Source organism: Aeromonas veronii (genome assembly GCF_040215105.1).
Classification (GTDB): domain Bacteria; phylum Pseudomonadota; class Gammaproteobacteria; order Enterobacterales; family Aeromonadaceae; genus Aeromonas; species Aeromonas veronii_G.
Window position 1 is genome coordinate 1,387,854 of sequence record NZ_CP157875.1, and the last position, 23,137, is coordinate 1,410,990.

The 23,137-nt window shown below is 63.8% G+C and carries 18 protein-coding genes and 2 tRNA genes; 8 read left to right on the forward strand and 12 right to left on the reverse strand.

Annotated elements, in window-relative coordinates:
* The 7 genes from ABNP46_RS06550 to ABNP46_RS06580 all read right to left on the reverse strand — a co-directional run bounded on the left by ABNP46_RS06550 (position 1) and on the right by ABNP46_RS06580 (position 7,448).
* On the reverse strand, positions 1 to 1,626 hold the full coding sequence (locus tag ABNP46_RS06550; RefSeq protein ID WP_349921603.1) for an ABC transporter permease: 1,626 nt from the start codon (positions 1,624 to 1,626) through the stop codon (positions 1 to 3).
* A gap of 43 nt (positions 1,627 to 1,669) precedes the next feature.
* Positions 1,670 to 2,857, reverse strand: coding sequence for an ABC transporter substrate-binding protein (locus ABNP46_RS06555; RefSeq protein WP_349921604.1), 1,188 nt, complete (start codon positions 2,855 to 2,857; stop codon positions 1,670 to 1,672).
* Between the two features lie 21 nt (positions 2,858 to 2,878).
* On the reverse strand, positions 2,879 to 5,044 hold the full coding sequence (locus tag ABNP46_RS06560) for an FAD-dependent oxidoreductase (protein ID WP_349921605.1): 2,166 nt from the start codon (positions 5,042 to 5,044) through the stop codon (positions 2,879 to 2,881).
* Positions 5,041 to 5,676: a carboxymuconolactone decarboxylase family protein gene (locus tag ABNP46_RS06565; RefSeq protein ID WP_349921606.1), complete on the reverse strand. Its 636-nt coding sequence runs from the start codon at positions 5,674 to 5,676 to the stop codon at positions 5,041 to 5,043. The genes ABNP46_RS06560 and ABNP46_RS06565 overlap by 4 nt, the downstream gene beginning before the upstream one ends.
* Before the next feature lie 7 nt (positions 5,677 to 5,683).
* The gene (locus ABNP46_RS06570; RefSeq protein WP_349921607.1) at positions 5,684 to 6,370 is read right to left on the reverse strand and encodes a DUF1499 domain-containing protein; all 687 of its coding nucleotides are present in this window, start codon (positions 6,368 to 6,370) and stop codon (positions 5,684 to 5,686) included.
* Positions 6,371 to 6,663: 293 nt separating this feature from the next.
* Positions 6,664 to 6,942, reverse strand: coding sequence for a peptidylprolyl isomerase (locus ABNP46_RS06575; RefSeq protein ID WP_349921608.1), 279 nt, complete (start codon positions 6,940 to 6,942; stop codon positions 6,664 to 6,666).
* Positions 6,943 to 7,073: 131 nt separating this feature from the next.
* Positions 7,074 to 7,448 (reverse strand): hypothetical protein, encoded by a 375-nt coding sequence (locus tag ABNP46_RS06580; RefSeq protein ID WP_349921609.1) that lies wholly within the window; start codon positions 7,446 to 7,448, stop codon positions 7,074 to 7,076.
* A gap of 541 nt (positions 7,449 to 7,989) precedes the next feature.
* On the opposite strand from ABNP46_RS06580, the gene tamA reads away from it, so the two are divergent.
* Positions 7,990 to 9,762, forward strand: a complete 1,773-nt coding sequence (gene tamA / locus ABNP46_RS06585) for an autotransporter assembly complex protein TamA (RefSeq protein ID WP_349921610.1) — start codon at positions 7,990 to 7,992, stop codon at positions 9,760 to 9,762.
* Here tamA and ABNP46_RS06590 read toward each other — a convergent pair.
* Complete coding sequence (locus tag ABNP46_RS06590) at positions 9,757 to 9,927, reverse strand: hypothetical protein (protein WP_349922614.1); 171 nt, start codon at positions 9,925 to 9,927, stop codon at positions 9,757 to 9,759. The genes tamA and ABNP46_RS06590 overlap by 6 nt on opposite strands.
* Between ABNP46_RS06590 and tamB the strand changes: the two genes are divergently transcribed.
* Entirely contained in the window at positions 9,884 to 13,735 is a 3,852-nt protein-coding gene (tamB, locus tag ABNP46_RS06595) for an autotransporter assembly complex protein TamB (RefSeq protein ID WP_349921612.1), read from the forward strand. The two genes, ABNP46_RS06590 and tamB, sit on opposite strands and share 44 nt — an antisense overlap.
* 123 nt (positions 13,736 to 13,858) lie before the next feature.
* On the opposite strand, the gene ABNP46_RS06600 is transcribed toward tamB, so the two are convergent.
* Positions 13,859 to 13,943, reverse strand: a tRNA-Tyr gene (locus tag ABNP46_RS06600).
* Positions 13,944 to 13,993: 50 nt separating this feature from the next.
* Positions 13,994 to 14,078, reverse strand: a tRNA-Tyr gene (locus ABNP46_RS06605).
* A 126-nt stretch (positions 14,079 to 14,204) separates the two neighbouring features.
* On the opposite strand from ABNP46_RS06605, the gene ABNP46_RS06610 reads away from it, so the two are divergent.
* Positions 14,205 to 14,729: a VC2046/SO_2500 family protein gene (locus ABNP46_RS06610; protein ID WP_349921613.1), complete on the forward strand. Its 525-nt coding sequence runs from the start codon at positions 14,205 to 14,207 to the stop codon at positions 14,727 to 14,729.
* 76 nt (positions 14,730 to 14,805) lie between these two features.
* Here ABNP46_RS06610 and hpf read toward each other — a convergent pair whose 3' ends face one another.
* Entirely contained in the window at positions 14,806 to 15,144 is a 339-nt protein-coding gene (gene hpf / locus ABNP46_RS06615; protein WP_349921614.1) for a ribosome hibernation-promoting factor, HPF/YfiA family, read from the reverse strand.
* Positions 15,145 to 15,532: 388 nt separating this feature from the next.
* Between hpf and ABNP46_RS06620 the strand changes: the two genes are divergently transcribed.
* The 5 genes from ABNP46_RS06620 (at position 15,533) to yciA (ending at position 22,889) form a co-directional block, all read left to right on the forward strand.
* Positions 15,533 to 18,034: a putative bifunctional diguanylate cyclase/phosphodiesterase gene (locus tag ABNP46_RS06620; RefSeq protein WP_349921615.1), complete on the forward strand. Its 2,502-nt coding sequence runs from the start codon at positions 15,533 to 15,535 to the stop codon at positions 18,032 to 18,034.
* Positions 18,035 to 18,134: 100 nt separating this feature from the next.
* Positions 18,135 to 20,051, forward strand: a complete 1,917-nt coding sequence (locus ABNP46_RS06625) for a transglycosylase SLT domain-containing protein (RefSeq protein ID WP_349921616.1) — start codon at positions 18,135 to 18,137, stop codon at positions 20,049 to 20,051.
* Between the two features lie 179 nt (positions 20,052 to 20,230).
* Positions 20,231 to 21,229: a LacI family DNA-binding transcriptional regulator gene (locus ABNP46_RS06630; protein ID WP_349921617.1), complete on the forward strand. Its 999-nt coding sequence runs from the start codon at positions 20,231 to 20,233 to the stop codon at positions 21,227 to 21,229.
* Positions 21,230 to 21,475: 246 nt separating this feature from the next.
* On the forward strand, positions 21,476 to 22,285 hold the full coding sequence (locus ABNP46_RS06635; protein ID WP_349921618.1) for an NAD-dependent epimerase/dehydratase family protein: 810 nt from the start codon (positions 21,476 to 21,478) through the stop codon (positions 22,283 to 22,285).
* Positions 22,286 to 22,490: 205 nt separating this feature from the next.
* Complete coding sequence (gene yciA, locus ABNP46_RS06640; RefSeq protein WP_349921619.1) at positions 22,491 to 22,889, forward strand: acyl-CoA thioester hydrolase YciA; 399 nt, start codon at positions 22,491 to 22,493, stop codon at positions 22,887 to 22,889.
* 6 nt (positions 22,890 to 22,895) lie between these two features.
* On the opposite strand, the gene ABNP46_RS06645 is transcribed toward yciA, so the two are convergent.
* Complete coding sequence (locus ABNP46_RS06645; RefSeq protein ID WP_349921620.1) at positions 22,896 to 23,120, reverse strand: hypothetical protein; 225 nt, start codon at positions 23,118 to 23,120, stop codon at positions 22,896 to 22,898.
* Positions 23,121 to 23,137 lie beyond the last annotated feature (17 nt).

Here is a 23,137-nt window from a genome sequence, read left to right on the forward strand (position 1 = left end):
TCAGGGCCTCAGGGCGGGGTTGATGCGGGGGGGCAGCCAGAGTACCAGTCCATAGAGGCAGAGCGGCAGCAATAGCTGCAACAGGCCATAGAGTCCCGCCAGCCGCCGGTTGAGGCCGCTGCCGATGGCCACCGCCTCGGTGGTGATGGTGACGATGCGCCCTGCGCCAAACAGCAGGGTGGGCAGATACTGGGCCAGGCTCACCGCCGCCCCGACCCCGAAGGCAAACAGCAAGGGGCGGGCCAGCAGCGGCGCCTTCACCTGCCACCAGGTACGCCAGGGGCTGGCGCCGAGCAGCAGGGCCGCCTGGGTGAGGCGGTCGTCAAACTGGCGATAGGGGCCGTGCAGACAGAGATAGACATAGGGCGCCACGAACAGCAGCTGGCACCAGAGCACCCAGCCCCAGCCGATCCCCCCGCCCAGCAGGCTTATCTGCAGCCGCAGGCCGAACAGCAGGCTGGCCTGTGGCAGCAGCAGGGGCAGGCAGATGAGCCACAGTGGCCAGGGGCGTCTGCCTTGCTGCGCCTCCAGGCTCAGGATCACCAGCAGCAGGGCGATGGCGGCGCAGGCGAGGGAGAGCAGCAGGCTCTGGCCGAGCAGGGGCCCGAGGGCTGGCAGCAGATCCTGCCAATATTGGGCACTCCACTGCGCAGGCCAGAGCGCCGGAAAGGGCCAGCGCCGGGTCAGGGACCAGAGCAGCAAGCTCGCCAGTACCAGCAGGTTGACAGCGAGCAGGCCCCACACCAGCACGCCGGTCCCGTGGCGGTGAAAGGGGGCACTTGTGCGCCGCACGCCATCGAGCTGCAACGCCTTGCCTCCCTGCCGATGACCCCACTCCAGCAGCCGCAAGGCGGCGAGCAGCAGCAGGTTGGCGGCGAGCAGCAGCAGGGCGCCGCTGGCGCTCACGCCGCGCCAGTGCAGATCCGGGTCCTGATACCAGAGCCAGAGCCGCACCGCCAGAGGGGGCGGGGCATCCGGTCCCAGCAGCTGGGCGAGATCCACCACCGCCAGGCCGTAGGCCGCCACCGCATAGAGGGGCAGGCGCAGGGCGGGCCAGAGGGCGGGCAGCAGCAACCGCCACCAGATCTGGGGAGGGCTGAACCCCATGGTCTGGCCGAGCCACTGCTGACGGGCCATCCTGGCGGGATCTTGCGCCGACAGCGCCATCAGCAGCAGAAACGGCGTCTCCTTGAGGATGAGGGCGGCGATGAGGCCGAGCCCGAGAGGGTCGCGCACGCTCTGCCAATCCGGCGGCAGCTCGAAGCCGGTGAGTGCGGGAGAGAGCAGGCGCAGCAGCCAGCCGGAGGGGGCGAGCAGGAAGGCAAAACCGATGGCAAAAGCCACGTGGGGCATGGCCAGCAGGGGGGAGAGCAGGCGCTGCAAGATCCCAAACCAGCGGCTCCCGTCCCCATGGGCGAGCACCAGGGCGGTGAGCAGCAGGCCCCCCAGGGTGGAGGCGCCCGCGATCCAGAGACTGAGCATGAGAGAGTGCCAGAGTCCGGGTTGGCTCAGCAGCAGGCCGAGGTTGTCGGCCGCCATGCCATCAACCAGCAGCAGGATCAGGCCGCCAAGGAGCGGGGCCCCGAACAGCAGGACACAGAGCAGGATGAACAGGGTGCGCCCCATGCTCAGCGGATTGCCATCTTAAGGGTGATCGCCATGACTCAGCTCACTGGCCATAACGCTCGGCCCAGGCCGCTTCCAGTCGCAGTTGCCAGCTGGGGTGGGGTTCGGCCTGCGCCTTGAAGCGCAAGGCCGGGGCCGTGCCCTGGGGCAGGGCATCCCTTCGCAAGACGCTGGGATCTCCCCAGAACGCGGGATCGGCCTTGCGGGCCTGGGCGGCGGGGCTCAGCAGGAAGTTGGCCACCACCTTGGCCCCGGCTCGGGCGTTGGCGTTGAACGGGATGGCGAGGAAGTGGCTGTTGGTGAGGGCTCCCTTCTCCATGGCCAGGGCCCTGACGCCGGCGGGCAGGGTGCCGTTTTGCACCGAACTCTGGGCCTCCTGGGGATTGAAGCTGATGGCCATGGCGAGCTCACCATCGTCCAGCAACTGCTTGGTCTCGGCGGCGCCGGTGGGGAACAGCTTGCCCTTGCGCCAGAGCGCGGGGTGCAGCGCGTCGAGCCAGGCCCAGAGTGGGGCCGTCTGGCGCTGGAATTCGGCATCGGTCGCCTCCCGATACAGTGGCGCGGGATCGGGTGTCAGCTCCAGCAACATCTGTTTGAGGAAACTCGAGCCATGAAACTGGGGTGGCTTGGGATAGGTGAAGCGGCCGGGGTGAGCCTTGGCCCAGGCGAGCAGGGCTGCCGCCGAGGTGGGCGGCGTCTTGACCTCGTCTTCATTGACCATGAGGTTGAGCTGACCTATGCCCCAGGGGGCTTCCAGCCCCGCCACCGGCACGGTGAAGTCCTCGCTCACCGGCAACTGCCCATCCACCAGCGCCATGTTCGGCAGCTCCTGGGTGAACGGCGCACCCAGCAGCCCCTGCTCCTTGAGGGCCTTGAAGTTCTCGCCGTTGACCCAGAGCAGGTCGATGGGGCCACCGCTCTGCTTGCCCGCCTGCCGGTCGGCGAGTAACTGGCTCACGCTCTGGGCGATGTCGTCCACCTTCACCTGCACCAGCTTGACGCCGTACTGGCGCTGCACCTCGCCGCTTGCCCACTGCAAATAGGCGTTGATCTCGGGGCTGCCACCCCAGGCGTTGAAATAGACGCTCTGCCCCTTCGCCTCCTCGAGGGTCTGTTGCCATTGGGGATCGCTCGCGGGGGCCGCCTGCAGGGGGCCCGCCATCAGCAGGGGCAGGGCGGCCAGTTGCAGGGGGCGCAGCAAGGTGCGAAGCAAGGCGGAAATCTTGGGCATGATGATGACCTCTGGGTAGATTCAGGCGCCGCGGCGCCAACCGTGATAGCGGTTGAGCCAGGGCAGCAGGTGGTGCGGCTGGTGGGCCCGTTGCCACTCCCCGGCCAGGTATTTGTTCCCCTCCACCAGAGTGGGATAGGGATGAATGGTGGCCAGTATCTTGCGAAGGCCGAGCCCCTGCTTCATGGCCAGCACGAACTCCGCAAGGCGCTCCCCCGCCCCCTCGCCGACGATGGTGGCGCCGAGGATCCTGTCCTTGCCGGGTGCCGTCAGCACCTCCACGAACCCTGAACGCTCCCCGTCGGCGATGGAGCGGTCGAGCTCTGCCATCTCGAAGCGGGTCAGCTCGAAGGGGATGGCGCGGGCGCGGGCCTCCCCCTGATTGAGGCCCACCCTGGCGATTTCCGGGCTGGTGAAGGTGACGGTCGGGATCACGCGATAGTCAGCCTTGAAGCGCTTGAAGGGGCTGAACAGCGCGTTGACGGCGGCGTACCAGCCTTGGTGGGCCGCCACATGGGTGAACTGATAGGGGCCGGCCACGTCCCCCACCGCCAGCAGGCTGGGGTAATTGGTCGTCAGATACTCATCCACCGCGACGGTGCCGCCGGGCGAGAGGGTCACGCCCAGCGTCTCCAGCCCGAAGCCGCTGACGTTGGCGACCCGGCCGAGGGCCAGCAGCAGCTGATCCCCGTCCAGCATCAGGCTCTCGTCATCACGGCGCAGGTGCAATCGAATGGGTTGCGACTCGGTTTGCGAGCCCTCGGCAGATGGCAGGTAGTCGACCCGCTCGGCGCGCCAGCCGGTCAGCACCCGTACGCCGTCGGCTTCCATCCTGGTTTGCAACAGGGCCGCAACGTTGGGTTCTTCCCTTGGCAACAACTGGGGAGCCAGCTCCACCAGGGTGACGGGGACCCCGAGCTGGGCCAGGCTCTGGGCCAGCTCGCAGCCGATGGGGCCGCCCCCCAGCACCAGCAGGTGGCGCGGCGCTTCGCGCAGTTGCCAGAGGTTGTCCGAGGTGAGGTAGGGAACCTCTGCCAGCCCCGGCAGCTCCGGAATGCGGGGCCGGGCGCCGGTGGCGATGACGATGTGACGGGCAGAGAGGCGCTGACCGTCCACCTCCAGCTCCCAGGGGGAGACGAGGCGGGCGGTGCCTTCAATGCACTCCACCCCCAGTCCCTGATAGCGCGCCACCGAATCATGGGGCTCGACGTTCTTGATCACCTCGGCCACCCGGGCCATCACGGCGGCAAAGTCGGCCCGTGACTGAGCCGGCGTGAAGCCGAGTTCGGCCGCCCGGCGCTGCTCGGCGGCGAAGCGAGCGCTTCGGATCAGCGCCTTGGAGGGGACGCAGCCGGTATAGAGGCAATCTCCCCCCATCCGGTGGCGTTCGATGAGCCCGACCCTGGCCTTGACGGCGGCGGCGATGTAACTGGTGACCAGGCCACCGGCACCGGCGCCGATGACCAGCAGGTTGTAGTCAAAGCGCGCGGGCTTCTGATAAGGGGCGTGCAGTCGGCGCAATGCGAGGCGCGCCATCAGCAGCTTCATCAGCCAGGGCATGAGCCCCAGCAGGGTCAGCGCCAGGATGAGGCCGGGGGAGAGGATGTTGCCGGTGCTGGTGAGGGTCGCGAGCTCGGAGCCCGCCAGCACGTAGACGAAGGTGCCGGGCAGCATGCCAAGCTGGCTCACCCAGAAGTAGGTGCTGACTCTGATGGGGGTGAGCCCCATCAGCAGGTTGACCAGAAAGAAGGGGAAGAGGGGGATGAGACGCAGGGTCAGCAGATAGCTGGCGCCATCTTTTGCCATCCCCTGCTCGAACTGGGCCAGCCTGTCGCCAAAGCGCGCCTTGACCCAGTCGCGCAGCAGGAAGCGGGCGCTGAGAAAGGCGAGGGTTGCACCGAGGGTGCTGGCAAACGACACCAGCAGCAGCCCCCAACCGATGCCGAAGACGGCGCTGCCGGCGAGCGTCAGCAGGCTGGCCCCCGGCAGGGAGAGGGCAGTGCTGAGCACATAGACGGCGAGGAACAGCAGGGCGGCCTGGCCGAAATGGGCCTCTACCCAGGTGGCGGCCGCGGCCTGGCGGGCCTGCAACTCGGGCAGGCTCAGGTAGCGGCCGAGATCCAAGGCGAAGAAGGTACCGACCAATCCGAGGATAAGCAGCAGCAACAGCAGGCGAGAACGGCTCATGGCAGCGGTTTGTCCTGCTGGGGAGGGGAAGTGTCACTCTTTATCGGGGCGGCGGCGACGCTGGTTGTGGGCGCGGTGCCACGCTCGGGTTGCACCGGCAACTGGCAGAAGCCCTGGGGGGCGATGTCGAGGGCGGCATTGAACTTGGCGGACATGTTCTGGAAGGCGATGAGGCCGGTCAGCTCCACCATGGCATCGTCGTCGAACCAGGGCCTGAGCCGGGCGACCTGCTCGTCACTGACGCCATCCAGCCCCGTCATGGCCTCGGCGTAGTCGAGCACGGCCCGCTCCTGCTCATCGAACAGGGGGCTGGTGCGCCACTGGGCCAGGGCCTCGACTTTCTCGCTGGATCCTGCCCGCTTGATGAGGGTCATGGCGTTGATGTCGACGCAAAAACGGCACCAGTTGAGCTGGGAGACCCGCACCGTGACCAGGGAGCGCAGCACGGGCGTGATGGGAGAGCGCTTGCGGTTGATGACCCCATACAGGGTCGCCACGGCGGCGAACAGGCGCGGGGAGCGGCCCCAGCACTTGCCGGGGATCAGCACCTGGCCGTAGTTGCGTTTTTGCAACCAGAAGAAGGGGCGGATAAACCAGGCATAGTCATGGTCGGGTTTCACCTCGATGCGCATCTTGACCTCAATCTTTCATCTTGGGTTTATAGGCCTGGCCGAGACGCTCGTTCAGACGCTCCTTGAAGTCCAGGATCCGGGCGCGGTTGACCCCGAGATCGCTGCGGCCTTGGCGGGAGGCGGAACGCATGTCGACGCGGGTCTCCTGGGGGCCTTTGAAGATCCTCAGCGCCACGTCATCCTCAAAGCCGAACCAGGGGCTGGTGACCACGGCGTCGAGCCCGCTCTGTGTCTCCCTGACGCGCCAGCCGAGCTCGGCCATCAACTCCTCGGCCTCGGCCAGCACCTCGGCCGGGGAGGCCTGGGTATAGAGAGGACCGGGGTTGCCGGTAAATGCTTGCAAGGGGGCGGCATTTATTGGCAGATCCTGCGCCGTTCTGAGCTCTTCGGCCCAAGTGAGGCGGGGAGGGTTGTAGGGATCCGTGCTGACGTCGTTGGTCAGCGGCGCTCGCAATGCCTGCACCAGAAACAGCAGGGGCAGCAGCAGGGGCGCTATGCCCCAAATATCCGGCCAGAGATTGGTGGTGCGGCGACGGCGCCAGGGCAGGCGCAGCAACAGGCAGAGGCTGAGGAGGGCCCCTCCCAGACAGAGGATGAAGCCAGCCCACCAGGGCCAGAGATGAATGCGACTGCCAAGGGCCCCCCCGAGGGGCAGCAACCAGGCCAGCAGGGGCCACCACAAAAAGCTGGGCATATCAGGGATCCGCGGATTTTGATGGGCAATGCTCAGAAGGATAAACTTAATTAACTGATAACGTTAGTAAATTCATCCATATTGCATGGCCTTGGCCTTGGCCTTGGCCTCGGTGGAGAGCCAGATGCCAGCGAGGGTGGAGAGAGGGCGGGACTTCGGCAGAGGCAGCAGGGATGTGAAGGAAGAGGCCGGGCCATTGTGGGAGGGACTAGATGCGGGGCGAGATGCGGGTAGTGGGATGGCGGGAGCAAACAGGGGCGACGGGCGGTCGCCCCTGCTGACGCGCGCGGGGCTCAGCTGCGGTAGAGCACCTTGATGAGGTGGAAGCCGAACTTGGTGCGCACCGGCCCCAGCACGGTCAGCAGCTCTCCCTTGAACACGGCGTCGTCAAAGGCCTTGACCATGTCCCCCTTGGAAAACTCCCCCAGATCCCCGGAGCGCTTGCCGGACGGGCAGGTGGAGAAGCGCTTGGCCATCTGGCCGAAGTCGGCGCCCTTCTCGATCTTCTCCTTGATCTCGAGGCACTGCTTCTCGGTCTTGACCAGGATGTGCTGGGCACAGGCTTTCTTCATGGGGGGCTCCTCGGCGGATCGCAAATGACTGAAACGGACGGCTGAACAGGGCTGGCTAAAAACCAGGGGCGCAAGATTACCCCAAATCTGGTCAGGCGTCAGCCGCCGGCTTGCGCTGGGAGGCGCCTCTTTCAGCCTCGGGCATTGGCGGTCAGCCGTGCCCGGGGGCGAGCCTGCCAGAGGATCTCCAGCCCCAGCAGGGCATAAAGGCTCCAGATGGCCAGCGGGTTGAGCCACTCTCCCCCGAGTTGCAGGGTAAGCAGGGCGCTACCGGCGAGCAGCAGGGTGACGCCGGGCAGGCGCCAATGGACGGGCAGGGGGGCCAGCATGGCCAACCCCAGCAGCAGGGCGAGGCCGAAGGGCAGGTTGAGGGCGGTGAAGGCCAGCGCCTGTTGGCCGTTCATGCCGGTCAGCAGGGCGAGCAGGGCGCTGCAACAGGCCAGGAAGGTGATGAACTCGAGTCGGTCGGCGATGTAGTCCGCCATCTGTTCGCTACGCATGGGCATGGAGTCTCTTCTTGCATCGGATGGGAGAAGTGTGGGGCAGGGGAGCGACCAGTGGCAGCGGGATAAATCGATTGGATTGAACGAGGCTTTCACTTTTTCGGTTCAAGTTGTTGATTTAAACTTGTTTTCTCGCCCATTCGCGGCTGGTCAAGCCCCCGGGATGCAGGCATGATGTCAAGTAACGCTTGACGCCCATGGGGGCCGGAACATCGCGGCTCCGACAGAGATTGTCGCGCGGCGCCTGCGAAGGGGCTGTCAGACTTGCCGGGGGGAGAAACGGCCCCGGCGCCGGTTTTTTACCCATGAGTGTCCAAGGAGTGTCCAGTTTTACCCGTCGAGGGCCAGGTTTTCGTGGGCAGACCCTGCGAGGCGACCCGGGACGGGGAAAGGCGGTGCCAGAATAGAGGGGACTGTGTGGGGGGCAGGCGCTGCGACCCCAGACGAGGTTATGCTAGGATGAGCGGCGCTTGTCAGGGGCCAGTCCCCATTATCATTCTAATTAATACAGCAATTTAATCACGTTATGCGGGGAAACCGACGTTTGACAGGATGCTATTCTCTCCTGCCTGCAGGGACCAGAACGCCTGGACGATATTTTCGCCCTGGGCTCGGCACACTGCTCGCCCTCTGCCTCTTGTTGCTGGCGATGCCCGCCATGGCCGCCAAGCTGACCTATCAGGTCAAGGGGGTGAAGGGGGAACAGAAAGACAACGTCGAGGCCTATCTCAACGCCCTGCCTGTCTATCAGGAGCGCCAATACCGCACGGCGCGCACCCGGATCACCGAGGAAGTGCAAAAGGCGCTGCAGGTCTATGGCTACTACCAGCCCAAGATCACCCTGACCCGTGACAAGAAGGCCCCCGCCAAGGTCGGCATAGAGATTGACAGAGGCAAACCCGTGCTGGTTTCCCGCCTCGACATCCTGCTGGAAGGGGAGGCGGGCAACGACGAGATCTACAGCGCCCTGCTGGACAAGCTGCCCCTCAAGGAAGGGGATCCCCTCAATCACGGCATGTACGAGTCCATCAAGGCGGATCTCGGCAGCCTGGGGCTGGCCCGCGGCTACTTCGACGCCAGGATCAGCAAGAGTCAGGTCAAGGTCTTCCCGGATCAGGGCAAGGCGGAGATCTATATCGTGTTCCGCTCCGGCCCCCGCTATCGCTTCGGTGACATCCACTACGATGCGACCCCGGAAGCCCTGCGCCTCATCAAGCCCCTCATCAACATCCAGAGCGGTGAGCCCTATCTCGCCATCCGCCTCGCCGAGATGTCCCAGGATGTCTCCTCCACCAAGCTGTTCAAGCAGGTGGATATCAAACCCATGATCAGCCAGGCCAAGGATCACCGGGTGCCGGTACAGGTGACCCTCTCCAACCGGGTCGATCACGAGATCGAGGTCGGTGTCGGCTATGCCACCGACGTGGGGCCGCGCATGAGCGCCACCTGGGAGAAGCCCTGGGTCAACCGTTACGGTCACAGCCTCTCCAGTACTGCCAAGGTCTCGGCGCCGGAAGCCGAACTCAGCTTCGACTACCAGATCCCGGTGGGCAACCCGCTGCGGGATTACTACTCCCTGCAGGCGGGCTACCAGTACACCAACAACAACGATACCCGCTCCGATCTCACCAGCATCGGGGTGCACCGCTGGAAGCGGCGGCCGGAGAGCTGGGACAGAGACGTCTTCCTGCGTCTGGAGAACGAGCGCTACGTACAGGGCAACGACGAAGGCAACAGCCTCTTGCTGATCCCCGGGGTCTCCTGGTCACGACTGCGGGTACGCGGCGGCCTGGTGCCGGAGTGGGGGGATCGCCAGCAGCTGACCTTCGAGTTTTCCAGCCCCTACTGGGGATCGGACATCAACTTCATGCGGGTGTGGGGACGCAGCAAGTGGCTGCGCACCCTGGGGGAGGATCACCGCTTCCTGATGCGGGTCGAGCAGGGGGCCATCGTCGGGGACGACTTCTCCCTGGTGCCGCCCTCCCTGCGTTTCTTCACCGGTGGCGATCAGACGGTGCGTGGCTATGGCTACGAGACCATCTCGCCACGGGATGAGGACGGCAAGCTCACCGGCGGTCGTTACACCAGCGTGGGCAGTCTGGAGTACAACTACCGGATCAGCGAGAAGTGGCTGGGGGCCCTGTTCGTGGATGCGGGCACCGCCACCGTCGATTACAGCGAGGCCTGGAAGATAGGGACGGGCTTCGGGGTGCGTTGGGTGACCCCCATCGGGCAGGTCAGGCTGGATCTGGCGGTCGGCATCTCCGAGGAAGACAAGCCGCTGCGGTTGCACTTCGCGTTGGGGCCGGAGCTATGATGCCGAGACTTCCACTGCTTGTTGAATATCCTGCGACATTACACGCTGCAAAAGTCGCAATTGAAAGCGTGATTCATCTTCATTGGCCGCTGCGGCTGCATTTCTCGCTGGGGTCTGCATCGTGATCTGGGTAAAACGCATTTTCTTGTGGTTGATGGGCATCATCTTCCTGCTGCTCATCGGCGTCAGCCTGCTGGGGTTCACCCATCAGGGCAACAAATGGCTGTGGCAACAGGCCAAATCCGCTCTGCCCGCCCTGAAAGGGGAGCTGGTGGCGGGTCAGCTTGGCTACGGCTGGACCCTGGAAGGGGTCGGTTGGCAGGATGAGCTGGTGGATGTCACCGTCGAGCGAGCCGTGCTGGACTGGGATCTCGGCAAGTTGCTGCAGGGCAAGCTCTGGATAAAATCCCTGGACGTGACCCATCCCGTGGTGCGGGTCGCGGAATCCGAACCCGCGGTGGAAGAACCGTCAGAGCCCTTCGTCTGGCATCCCTTGCCCCTGCGCATCCAGTTCGACAGCCTCAAGGTGGCGGACCTGGATCTGGTGGTACCCGGGGTGGCGGTGACCTTGAAGGATCTCGACATCGGCGCCACCTTGAACCGGCAGGGGCTCATCGTGCGCGGCCCCGTGTTCGACGGGCTGACCATCACCCTGGCGGACGCCGCGGATGCCAAGGGGGCCAAGCCTGCCGACGGCAAGGGGCCGGCAAAGGCCAACACTCCCCCCTCCGGCGCTGTCGCCACCCAGTCCGCCAAGGATGAGGCTCGTGTCGTGGTCAGCCTGCCCGCCGAGCAGAAGAGCAAGCCGACAGGCAACACCAGGAAGAGCACGGCCGACAAGGTGGCGCCCGGCAAGCCGGAGCCCATCGTGCTGCCCGCCATTCGTCTGCCATTCCCCATCGAGCTGCAAGGGCTGAACGCCACCCGGGTGCGTTACCAGCAGGGTGAGCTCATCGAGGGGCTCGACAGTCTGCTGCTGACCGTCTCGGCCAAGGAGGAGCGCATCGATGTTCGCGAACTCTCCCTGCGCCACGACATGGCGGATCTCTCCCTGCACGGTCATGTGCGCCTGGTGGATGACTATCCCCTCGACCTGACTCTGGATGCCAAGGCCCGCAAGGGGCTCAAACAGTGGGAGCTCGACAGCGAGCAGGCCAGTCTCAAGCTGGACGGTTCAGTGGGCAAGCTGGCGCTGGCGCTGCAAGCCAAGGGACCGGTCGCCGCCAACCTCAAGGGTACCCTGGCGGCCCTGGATCCCGACTTGCCGTTCGATCTGGCGCTGGACTGGAAGCGCCTGGGCTGGCCGCTGCACAAGCCGGCAAAAGAGGAGCCGAGCTATCAGCTGGACAAGGGCCGCCTGAGTGCCAAGGGCAAGCTCTCCGGCTATCAGTTTGCCTTGAACACGGGGGGCAGGGGGACGGACGTGCCTCCCTTCAAATTGGCGATCGATGGCAAGGGGGATCTGACCCAGCTTGGCCGCATCGAGCTGCTGCTCAATGCCCTGAGTGGTGAACTCAAGCTCGATGGCAAGCTGGCCTGGAGCAAGGGCGTCCAGTGGCAGGGCACAACAGAATTCAAGGGGATCAACCCGGCCGAGCTGGTGCCCGAGATCAAGGGCAAGCTGGCGGGCAAGATTGCCAGCCGTTTCGAGATGACAGAGGCAGGGCACTGGCAGCTGGCGCTGCCTGAACTCAACATCGAAGGCAAGCTGAATCAGTATCCGTTGGCCCTGAAGGGGAACCTCAGCGGCAACGACAAGATGGAGTGGACCATCCCCTCTCTGGCGCTGCAAAGCGGCCCGAACCGGCTGCAGGCCAAGGGGGCGCTGACCCAGCAGGCCTGGAAGCTGGATGCGGATCTCGATGCCCCCCAGCTGGGCGGCCTCTATCCCGCCCTCAAGGGGGACATCAAGGGTCAGGTGCGCGTCACCGGCAACCAGCAGGCCCCCAGGGTGAATGCGGATCTGGCTGCTGGCCGCCTCGCCTATGACGGCATGGTGCTCAAGGGGATCGCCATCAAGGGCAATGTGCTGGCGTCCGACAAGCCGGCCGGCGAGTTGTCGCTGACGGTGGCAAGCCTGGCGCAGGGGGCGAACAAGCTCTCCGATCTCGCCCTCAACGCCAGCGGCGATCTCAATCGCCATGGGCTGACGCTGACCGTGAAGGGGGAGCCGGTGGCGGCGGATCTCAGCATCAACGGCAGCCTGCGCGGGGATCACTGGCGTGGCGCCCTGTCCGAATTGAAGTTGAAGACGCCGCTCAAACGCTGGGCCCTGACGGCCCCTTGGGCGCTGGATGTGGACTTGCCCAAGCAGCAACTGACCATGGGGGATCTCTGTCTCGCCTCGCAGGGCGCCAGCCTCTGCGTCAAGGGCAGCCGCCTCTCGGCAGCCCAGGGCAGCCTGGAGTTTGCCCTGAGCCAGTTCGATCTCAAGCGCCTGCGCCCCTGGATGCCGGACAATTTCCGCTGGCAGGCGGTACTGTCGGCCGATGGCCGGGCCAGCTGGCGTGGTTCTCAGCCGACCCTGCACGCCACCGTGCGCACCACCCCGGGCACCCTGGTGGCCGATGAGTTGAAGACCGACTACCAGCGTCTGGAGCTCGGGGTCGACTTCGAGCGTCAGCAGGCCGCCATTCGTCTCGATTTCGCCTCTCAGAAGATAGGGAACATCGACACGGATCTGCTCATCCGGGAACCCGCCGGACGAGGCCAGCTGTCGGGTCAGCTCAAGTTCGACGATCTTAAGCTCACCGCCTTTGCCCCCCTCATTCCCGAGGTGCGTTCCCTGCAGGGGATCATCTCCGCCAATGCCCGCTTCGATGGCACCTTGGCGGCGCCTCTGCTGTATGGGGAGCTCGCCCTCAGGGATGGGGAGGTGCAGACCCACTCCGACATGGTGACCCTCTCCAAGCTGGTGACGCGCCTCAAGATAGATGGCAACCGGGCAGAGCTTGATGGCTCCATGCTGGTGGGCAAGGGGCCGCTGGCACTGGGGGGCTGGATGAGCTGGGCCAAGCAGCCTCTCACCGGCAGCCTTACCATTCAGGGCAAGGATCTGGAGGCCCAGTATCCCGGCATGGGACGGGTGCGGGTGACGCCGGACATCGCCATTTCCCTCGGGGAAGAGACCAAGGTCAGTGGCAAGGTGGATATCCCCTGGTCACGGATCCTGGTCAAGAGTCTGCCCGATAGCGCCGTGGCGGTGTCGGATGATGTGACTGTGATCTATGACGACATCCCTCCCGTACCCAAGGCCGAACCCCTGCCGATGGAGATCAACCTCGCCATCCGGATGGGGGATGACGTGCGCCTTGAGGCCATGGGGCTCAAGACCAAGGTGGCCGGCGGGCTCAACATCCGCCAGGATCCCGCCAAACCCCTGTCGGGCAACGGTCAGCTGGAGTTGAAGGATGGGCGCTTCAAGGCCTATGGCCAGAACCTCATCATCAAGGAGGGGCGGATCATCTTCTCCGGCCCCATCGATCAGCCTTACCTCAATATCGAGACCTATCGGGATCCCGATACCATGGAGGACAACGTGACCGTCGGGGTGCGGGTGACGGGGCCGGCCACCAAGCCGAAGATCTCCGTCTACTCCGAGCCCCAGATGGCGCAGTCCGAACAGCTCTCCTATCTGCTCCGAGGCAAGGGGTTGCAGACCGGGGGTGAGGATGGCGGTTTCAACGGCCTGCTGGTGGCGGGAGCGGTCAGCCAGGCCAACGGGGTGGTCTCCGGGCTTGGCGAGTCCCTTGGCATGAGCGATATGGCCCTGGACACCGCCGGCAGCGGAGACGATACCCAGGTTACCCTGTCGGCCTATCTGCTGCCCGGCCTGCAGTTCCAGTACGGGGTCGGGGTGTTCAGCCCCATCGCCGAGTTCAAGCTGCGCTACGAGGTGATGCCGAGGCTCTATCTGCAGGCCATGAGCGGAGTGGCCCAGGCGGTGGACATCTTCTATCGCTTCACCCTGTAAGGGGCGGCATGACTTGGGAACGGGAGGCGCTGGCCTCCCGTTCTTATTTGGGGTGGCCGGTGGTGGCAGGATCTGGGGGGCAAAAAAGCGAAAACCCGGCGCAAGGCCGGGTTGTCTGAAGAGTGGTGGAGGGAGAAGGATTCGAACCTTCGAAGGCAGAGCCGTCAGATTTACAGTCTGATCCCTTTGGCCGCTCGGGAACCCCTCCACAGGGCCTTGCTGGTTTTGATGCATCCCTTGCGAGACACGGCACTTGAATGGTGGAGGGAGAAGGATTCGAACCTTCGAAGGCAGAGCCGTCAGATTTACAGTCTGATCCCTTTGGCCGCTCGGGAACCCCTCCCCAAGTGCGAGGCGCATACTAACAGATCCCTCACCGTTGTGAACCCCTTGCCCAGGATTTTTAATGCTTAAAGGATCGGGTTGACGGCCGATAAGCAATGAAACCCCTATTTATAAGATTTATCTCATGCTACCCAACGCCATTCGCGATCGCCTGCTCGTCGATGAAGCCCAGCTGGGTCAGCGCTTAAACCAGGATCTGCGCCAGGGGGACAGGGCCGACTTCCGGCTACACCTGGCACTGCTGACCGATGCCGTCGACGAGCAGCCCTGGTTCGAGGGGCGCTCTCCTGCGACCACTGAGACCTGTGAATGGCGCCAGCACTTCGGCCTGCCGGCGCAGACGGCCTTGCAGGGGAGTGTGGAGGAGGGGGATGCCAGCGGCATCAACGAGCGCCTGCAGCAGGGGGGCTGCGCGCTAGATCTGCAGCTCTGGCTGGCACTGCGCTCCCCTCCCATAGTGGCGAAGACGCCGGCGCTGACTTCCGCCGTCTACGACAATCTGTCAGCGCTCGGGCGCGAACGCTGGCAAGCGAGACAGGTGTCTGATGCCGTGGTGTCTGCACCCAGAGGAGAAGATCCCCTGTTGATGCTGCCCCTGCTCGATAGATTGAAGGGCGGGGTGGAGGCTGGCCTGCACTGGCTGAGCTGATGGCGGAAAGAGAGGCAGCAAAAAGGCGGGTTACCCCGCCTCTCTCGTCAATGATGTGATCTGTACCGGACTAGGCTCAGACATCGGCCTCGTCGGGTTCCAGTTGTGGTGCTTCCTTGGTCGAAGCACGGCGCGCGATGGGCTTCTCTGTGTGACGATTGAGCTGGCGTTCTAGCTTCTGACCCAGTTCGGTGACGGCGGCGTAGAGATCCTCGTGTTCTGCCTGTGCAAACAGCTTGCCGTTGGGAACACCGGCCTTGGCTTCGACGATATACATCAAACGCTCTTTCGAGATGATCACATGCGGTGTGATAAGAGGCACCTGAAGACGTTCGAGCTTTTCAAACCGGGATTCGATGCGCTCGCGGATAGCCGGGGTAATCTCAATGATTTTACTGGTAATTTCAATTTTCATATTGGCCCCCTTCGGGTCGTCTTGCTTGTGTCTTCACCTCCAGATTACCCATGTAGCGGGATGAAAGTGTGATCTGGATCACGAAATTTCCTCTCAATTATTTAGCGAATTATAAATTGTGACCTTTTCCGGTTTCGTGCCAAAAACCGCTTGAGCTCAGCGAAACCGGCAGGCAGTATGGCGGAAGTAGAATCGTTTCTGTCCCCCCTTGGCAGCGCCTCGTGCCGACCTGATGTCTGGTCTCTGCCCCCTGGTTTCGGATTTAATTGCCCATATCTCTCCCACCCCATCGCAGACGGCATGCCGTGTGCCGGTGAAGATATGCGTTGATAGTTATCGGCTCGCAGATGTGCGGGTCGGTAACGTGGTTGTCGTGTTGGAGTCGTCAATGAAGCAGCAAGCCACTCAGCTGATGTGGTTTTATGATCGGCCACTCGGGAAATGGAGTTTGTCCGATCATCTCACCTGCCAGTCCTGGCAGGGAGAGGGGGCCCACCCTTGGGCCGCAAGGCTGGCACAGGAAGATGAAGCCGGTTTCGCCGAGTTTCTCTCCCGGCTCCATGACTCGGATCAGCCCGGCCAGTTCATCGGACATCTGCAGGGTGAAGACGGCGTCATGCATCACATGCTCTGGTGCGGCCAGTATGTGCCCGCCCAGGGTCTCTGCTGTGGCTGGGTGGCGCCTCTGGACATGACGTCCCGCCTCCAGGGCACCAGCGATCCGCTGGGCACTGTCTCCCCGCGACTTCCCCTGCTGCAAGAACCCTTGCTGGCCCAGCTGGCGCAGGCGCTCTCCGCCAAGACGGGGCTCGACTTCTGCCATACCCTGGTCAACGAGCTCGCCCATATCCTGGGTGCCAGCGCGGTCTGGCTGACGGAGTGCCTCGCACGGGATCGGCTCAGGGTGTTGGCGAGCCACGGCATCGAACTCAAGGAGTACTCCCCGGCGCAGATGCCCTGCCAGCGCCTCTATGAGCAGCATGCCGCCGGCATGGCGCCGGTGAGCGGGCGACTGCTGGAGGAGGCGGGATCCCTGCCGGGCCAATACTACTATGCCCAGCCGCTGCGGGATCGCGGCGGCCAGCTGCTGGGTCATCTGGCCCTGCTGTTCCCCGGCGAGATCCAGACCGCCGATCTGGACGCCGTGCTGACCCTCTTCTCGGCTCGCATGGCTGCCGAGTTGGAACGCCTGCACAGCGATGCCCAGCTGCGACTCTCTGCGGTTGCCTTCGAGACCCACGAAGGGATCATCATCACTGACCCTGCGTTCAAGATCCTGCGGGTCAATCATGCCTTCGGCCAGATCACCGGTTTTGACAACCAGGGCGTGATAGGCCTGCATCTGGGGGACGATCTCTGGTCCGGTCTGGGGGGGCTGGGTTACGAGCTCAGCGACCTCACGCGCTGGCAGGGGGAAACCCAGCGCCAGCACGCCGATGGCCGCGCCTATCCCCAGTGGGAAATCGTCACGCCGGTGCAGGACGACAAGGGGGAGATCAGCCACTACGTCATCTTCTTCGAGGACATTTCCGAGCGCAAGGCGGCGGAGCGCCGCATCCAGGATCTCGCCTATTACGACGAGCTGACCGGCCTGCCCAATCGCCGTCAGCTCCATGAAACCCTGGCCCAGGCCTTCATCGAGGCGAGCCGCGAGCATCTGGTCGGGGCCCTGCTGTTCATCGATCTCGATCACTTCAAGACCATCAACGACTCCCTTGGCCACGCCACCGGTGATTGGTTGCTCAAGGAGGTGGCGAGCCGCCTCAAGCGACTGGTTCGGCAGGGGGATTGCCTTGCCCGACTCGGGGGGGATGAGTTCGTCTTGCTGCTGCCGTCGCTCTCGGCCAGCCCGCCCCAGGCGGAGATGCAGGCCGACATGATTGCCGAGCGCCTGATCGGGGAGATTGCCGCTCCCTACAGCCATGGGAGTCAGGTGCTGCATATCGGGGCCAGCGTCGGCATCACCCTCTTCCCCGGTCGGGAGCAGGAGGCGGGGGACTTGCTCAAGCAGGCGGATACCGCCATGTATCAGGCGAAATCCGCGGGACGCAAGACCCGGCGCTTCTTCGATGCCTCCATGCAGTTACAGGCCGATCGGCGCCTGCTCATTCACAACGAGCTGCGCAGTGCCCTCAACAACCAGGAATTGACGCTTCACTATCAGCCCCAGCACATGGTGGAGGGCGGGGAGTTCATCGGGGTGGAGGCGCTGATCCGCTGGCAGCCTCCCGGCCGCGCCCTGGTGTCCCCCGGTGAATTCATCCCCATCGCCGAGGAGACGGATCTCATCGTCGACATCGGCAACTGGGTATTGCACGAAGCCTGCACCCAGTACGTCTCCTGGGAGGAAAATGGCATTCACGTGCCCCAGCTGTCGGTCAATGTCAGTGCCAAGCAGTTCCATGCCCACGACTTCGTCGATCGCATTCACGACGTCCTGGCCGCGACCGGCATGGATCCTGGCTGTCTGAATCTGGAGATCACCGAATCCGTGGTGCTCGGCCACGCAGAAGACACCATCAGCAAGATGGCCGAGCTCAAGACACTCGGCATCAGCTTCGCCATCGATGACTTTGGTGCCGGTTACTCCTCCTTGAGCTACCTCAAGCGGTTGCCGGCGGATGAGCTCAAGATAGATCGCTCCTTCATCCAGGACATTCCCAGGGATGGCGACAACATGGCCATCGTCGAGGCGGTGATCGCCATGGCGCGTCACATGGGCTTCAACGTGACGGCGGAGGGGGTGGAGTCGCGCCAGCAGCTGGAATTCCTGCAGGCGCAGGGCTGTCATTTCTTCCAGGGATACCTCGCCTCCAAGCCGCTGCCCGTGCCCTATCTGGAGCGTTATATCGAGCGTCTGCCGCGGCGAACGGCCTCCCTCTGCGGATAAAAATAGTGTGGCGTCGCCCCCCTGATTAGCGGGTAGAATGAGAACCATATCACCACCGCCAGCGGGCGGTGGTTCTGCCTCTCAAGGGAGTACGCTATTCGTGAAAGCCGTCTGGGGAATCATCGTATCGGCGCTGTGCGCATCGGGGCCGGTGGCACCGGTCTTCGCGCAAACCATGGAACAGTCCCTCTACCGTCAGGCCTATGATGCGGTGCGCGCCGATGATCAGGCCCGTTTCCAGCAAATTCGTTCCCGCCTGACCCACTATCCTCTGCTGCCCTACCTGGATTACTACCAGCTGGCTTTCCGGCCAGGGGCGGCGGACTATGACGATGTGACCCGCTTCATCCGCCAGCACGGGGATACTCCCCAGTCCAACCGGCTGGAGCGCAGTTATCTCACCTATCTGGCCCAGAGCCAGCAGTGGTCCCAATTCCTGCGTTTCTATCCAACTAAGCCCAGCTCCACCGATCTGCTCTGCCAGCACTATCAGGCCCGCTATTACACCGGGCAGCGGCAAGAGGCGCTGCGAGAGGCGGGCAAGCTCTGGCTGAGCGGGCAATCCAGGCCGGATGCGTGTGATCCCCTGTTCGATCTCTGGCAACAGGCGGGGTTGCGCACCCAGGACAAGATCTGGCAGCGCATGCAGCTCGCGTTCGAGGCGCAGAACCCCAACCTCATCCGCCACCTCGGTGCCCAGCTGGGGGGGAACCTGAAACCCTATGGGGATCAGATGATCGCCCTCTATGAGCAGCCGGCCCGGGCGATGAATCCGGCCTATTTCACGACGGCATCCCAATCCAGGCATCTGCTCGCCCTCGGCCTTGCGCGTTACGCCAACCAGGAACCCGAGGCGGTGCTGCGCCAGCTGGGGGAGATGAAGCGCCGCTTTGGTCTCAACCAGACCGAGGTCAGCAGCGTGGAGCGGGCCGCCGCCCGTCGCCTGTTGCTGGACAGATCCACCGCCCAGCGTGGTTGGCTGGATGCGACCCTGGTGCGGATGAAGGATGCGGAGCTGCTGGAACTCAGAGCCCGTCTCGCCATCTGGGAGCTGGATTGGCGTGGCCTCTCGGGCTGGGTCAAGAAGATGCCCATGGGCTCACAGAAGGAGGACCGCTGGCGCTACTGGATGGCTCGTTCGCTGGAAGTGCAGGGTCAGCAGAAGGCGGCGAGGGATCTCTATCTCGAGACCGCCAATCTGCGCGGCTTCTACGGCTTCATGGCGGCCCAGCGCACCGGTGTGCCCTATCGCATGAAAAACCAGAGTTCGGGGCTCAAGGTACCGGACTGGCGTACGGCGAGCAGTCGCTGGCCCTTCCTGCTGCGGGTGCGCGAGCTGCTGGCCATGAACGAGATCACGGCGGCACGTTCTGAGTGGATCCACAACATGGATCGCAACACGGTGGCCCAGCGCATCGAATTTGGTCACATCGCCCTCAATCAGGGTTGGCATGAGCTGGCGATCCTCTCCAGCATCCGGGCCGAGGCCTGGGATGCGCTGGACTTGCGCTTCCCCTTGCCACTCAAGCGCACCTTCTCCCAGATGGCCCAGGAGCGCACCATGAACACCAGCCTGCTCTACGCCATCTCCCGTCAGGAGAGCGCACTCTACCCGCTGGCGCAGTCACCCGTGGGCGCACGAGGCCTGATGCAACTGATGCCGGCCACCGCGAAGGAGACCGCCAGCAAGCTGGGGGTGCCTTATCGCAACGAGCAGCAGCTGTTCGATCCGACCATGAACATCCGCCTTGGCAGCGCCTATCTCAAGCGTCTGCTGGATGTCTATGACGGCAACCGGATCCTGGCGGCCGCCGCCTACAACGCGGGCCCTGGCCGGGTCAAACGCTGGCGGGAGCAGAGTGCGGACAAACCAATGGATGTCTGGGTTGAGAGCATTCCCTACCGGGAGACGCGCAACTACGTGCAGAACGTGCTCTCCTTCGATCTCATCTATCAGCACAAGTTGCAGCAACCTCTGCGATTCATGTCCGAGCGGGAGCTGAATCACACCTACTGACACGAGGAGGCCGTTGCCGTGGCGGCTGCCTCCCATTGTTCCCCCAAAATGGTTATCATCCCTTAAGATTTTGTTACAAAAGGAAACCTGCCAGGTGATCGGGCGCCACGTCTTGGTCTGACAGGTTCGATATAATGCCCCGATCAACACCTACAGGCTTCACAACCAAGGAATTGAGAGTGGCAACGATCAAAGACGTTTCTCAGCTGGCTAATGTGTCCATTTCGACGGTGTCGCGCGTCATCAACAACACGGCGCAGGTCGCCCCCGAGAAGCGTGAGGCCGTGCTGGCGGCCATGAAGGAGCTGAGTTTCCGCCCCAACAGCTTCGCTCAGGCACTGGTGAGCAAACGTTCCAATTGCATCGGCGTGCTGGTGGGGGATCTCTGCGGGGGGCCCTTTTTCGCCCAGATGATGCGTGGTATCGAGAGCGTGGTCGATCAGGCCAACAAGTTCACCATCGTTGTCTCCGGCAACCACGATGCGGCCCGTGAGCGCCACGCCATCCAGGCCCTGCTGCAGCGCCAGTGCGATGCCCTGATCCTGCACAGCAAGGCACTGCCGGACGAAGAACTGAGCGAGCTGGCGGCGGGGTCCACCCCCATCGTCTTCATCAACCGCCAGGTGCCGGGCTGCGAGGATCGCTGTGTCTGGCTGGACAACCAGGCGGGGATCACCACGGCGTGCCAGCACCTGCTGGATGCGGGACACCGCAAGATTGCCTTTGTCACCTCGGACGATGAAGACTTCGTCGACGGTCAACAGCGGATGGCGGGCTATCGCGTCGCTCTGCAGCGGGCGGGCATTGAGCTGGATCCTTCCCTCATCGGTCGCGCCTTTGCCGACGAGAAGGGCGGTTATGTGGCCATGGGCGAGCTGCTGGAGCGGGGTGTCGAGTTCAGCGCCGTGCTTGGCTTCAACGATGCCATGGTGGCGGGTGCCATCTCCTGTCTGCTGGAGCGGGGCTACAAGATACCGCAGCAGGTGTCCGTGGTCGGTTTCGATGATATTCCCTATGCCCGCTACATCTACCCCAAGCTCACCACGGTGCGCTATCCCATCGAGGAGATGGGGGAGCGGGCCGCCGAGCTCGCGCTGCGGCTGCTCGACCACAAACCCGCAGACGGCTTGGTCCTGAAGTTTGAAGCCGAGCTGGTGAGCCGGGAGTCCGTCGCCTGAGAGAAGGTTGGCCCCAACTGGGCCGACTTTTTCGCATCGAATTGAAAGCGCTTTCAGAAATCCTTTTCAACTGTGATCAGCTTCAAAGCTTTTTGCCCGCGCTGCCACTAGCATAGGCCCCACGAATTAGGAGCGTGCGCTCCCGATTTTCCCGCTGTGGGAGGTAACTGGTTAATCCAGCTATTTCCTTCGTTACTTTCGACGGTCATCATACGATGGCCGTTTTTTTTTGCCGAGATGCTAGCGATGACGACAAAGCCTGAATATCAGACGGGGATAGTGGGAGCGGGTTGGCTGGGATGGCCGCTGGCGAAGACGCTGCAGGGGCAGGGTAAATCGGTCGCGGTGACGGTGAGCTCGGCCGAGAAGGCCGCGCGGCTATGCGCCGAGGGCATCGACGCCTGGTCCGTGCGACTGGCCCCCGACATGGCGGATCCCTTGCCCTTTCGCTGTCATGAGCTGGTTGTCTGCGTGCCACCGAGCAAGACCGAGGATTACCCGGCCGCGCTGACCAGACTCTGCCAGCTGGCCCTGGAGGCGGGCACGCAAAGGGTGCTGTTCATCGGCGCCACCTCGGTGTGGCGTCCAGGACAGACGGAAGCAGAGTCGCCGCGTCCGCTCCATGAGCGGGGGGAGCGGATGCTGGCCGCCGAGCGAGCCGTGCTGGCCGCCGGGTTTGAGTGCGCCATGGTGCTGCGCCCCGCCGGCCTCTATGGGCCGGACAGGCATCCCGGTCGCTTCCTCGCGGGCAAGACGTTGGCGGGGGGAGGGCAGGCAGTGAACCTGGTGCATCTGGACGACGTCATCGCCGCCTGTGTGCTGATGCTGGACAAGGGAGAGGATGGGGATGCCTACAACCTGAGCGCCCCCGTCCACCCGCGCCGGGAACAGCTCTATCCCTTCGCGTCCCGCCTGCTCGGGCTGACGCCGCCGCTCTTTACCGAGCCTCGCGGCGACTTTGCTCCCATCGAGGGGCAGCGGATCTGCGAGCGGCTCGGCTTCGTCTATCGCTGGCCCGATCCCGCCCACTGGTTTGCGGATCCGGCAGCACAATAAGGAGGGGAATCGGTGGGGCTCAATATTATCTGCTATGCCCCATCTGCCCGGCGCGCGTCCGCTTCGGGGCAATCGCGATTTGCCAAGGGCAGGCTCCCCCCCTATCATGCCGCATCCATAGTGAGTGTGTGGCCATGATGCGGGCCGGATGACGTCAATAACATCCTGCATCGTGGCACCTTTCCCCACATCATAGAGAGCCGTAATGATGGTCGATACCCTGCGTCACCCCGATGGTGAACTGTTGCTGAGAACCCTGGCTATGCCAGCCGATACCAACCCCAATGGCGATATCTTCGGGGGCTGGATCATGTCCCAGATGGATATAGGTGGGGGCATCATGGCCAAGGAGCTGGCAAAGGGGCGCATCTGTACCGTCTCGGTCGAGGGCATGACCTTCCACAGCCCGGTCAAGGTCGGAGACGTGGTGTGCTGCTACGGGCGTTGCCTGAAGGTGGGACGCAGCTCCATGCGGCTGAAGCTGGAGGTCTGGGTCAAACCGGTGCTGCGGGAGAACGAAGCCCAGCGTTACTGCGTGACCGAAGGGGTATTTACCTATGTCGCCATCGACGATCAGGGGAAATCCCGGCCCGTGCCGGTCTGATCCGGTTCAGGCAAGCCGGGCGCTGATAATGGATATTTCCTGCTCAAGCCCGGTTTTTTGCCGTATCATGCGCTCCAGCATCTCTTCCGAGCCGACGCACTGGAAGGTGTCGAACAGGCAGAGATCGCACTGGGGATCCCGCCTGATCTGATAGATGGTGGAAAGCTCCACTTGATGACAAGTTCCTTGTTGATCGTAAAATGTCACGCAGTACTGGTGCTGTCTCGCCATTGCGGGATCCCTCATGG

What these genes read in the sequence shown, in the direction of transcription:
- ABNP46_RS06550 (WP_349921603.1), bottom strand. Translation starts at nt 1,626, where the DNA reads ATGGGGCGCACCCTGTTCATCCTGCTCTGTGTCCTGCTGTTCGGGGCC.
- ABNP46_RS06555 (WP_349921604.1), bottom strand. Translation starts at nt 2,857, where the DNA reads ATGCCCAAGATTTCCGCCTTGCTTCGCACCTTGCTGCGCCCCCTGCAA.
- ABNP46_RS06560 (WP_349921605.1), bottom strand. Translation starts at nt 5,044, where the DNA reads ATGAGCCGTTCTCGCCTGCTGTTGCTGCTGCTTATCCTCGGATTGGTC.
- ABNP46_RS06565 (WP_349921606.1), bottom strand. Translation starts at nt 5,676, where the DNA reads ATGCGCATCGAGGTGAAACCCGACCATGACTATGCCTGGTTTATCCGC.
- ABNP46_RS06570 (WP_349921607.1), bottom strand. Translation starts at nt 6,370, where the DNA reads ATGCCCAGCTTTTTGTGGTGGCCCCTGCTGGCCTGGTTGCTGCCCCTC.
- ABNP46_RS06575 (WP_349921608.1), bottom strand. Translation starts at nt 6,942, where the DNA reads ATGAAGAAAGCCTGTGCCCAGCACATCCTGGTCAAGACCGAGAAGCAG.
- ABNP46_RS06580 (WP_349921609.1), bottom strand. Translation starts at nt 7,448, where the DNA reads ATGCCCATGCGTAGCGAACAGATGGCGGACTACATCGCCGACCGACTC.
- ABNP46_RS06590 (WP_349922614.1), bottom strand. Translation starts at nt 9,927, where the DNA reads ATGATGCCCATCAACCACAAGAAAATGCGTTTTACCCAGATCACGATG.
- ABNP46_RS06610 (WP_349921613.1), top strand. Translation starts at nt 14,205, where the DNA reads ATGCTACCCAACGCCATTCGCGATCGCCTGCTCGTCGATGAAGCCCAG.
- hpf (WP_349921614.1), bottom strand. Translation starts at nt 15,144, where the DNA reads ATGAAAATTGAAATTACCAGTAAAATCATTGAGATTACCCCGGCTATC.
- ABNP46_RS06620 (WP_349921615.1), top strand. Translation starts at nt 15,533, where the DNA reads ATGAAGCAGCAAGCCACTCAGCTGATGTGGTTTTATGATCGGCCACTC.
- ABNP46_RS06635 (WP_349921618.1), top strand. Translation starts at nt 21,476, where the DNA reads ATGACGACAAAGCCTGAATATCAGACGGGGATAGTGGGAGCGGGTTGG.
- yciA (WP_349921619.1), top strand. Translation starts at nt 22,491, where the DNA reads ATGATGGTCGATACCCTGCGTCACCCCGATGGTGAACTGTTGCTGAGA.
- ABNP46_RS06645 (WP_349921620.1), bottom strand. Translation starts at nt 23,120, where the DNA reads ATGGCGAGACAGCACCAGTACTGCGTGACATTTTACGATCAACAAGGA.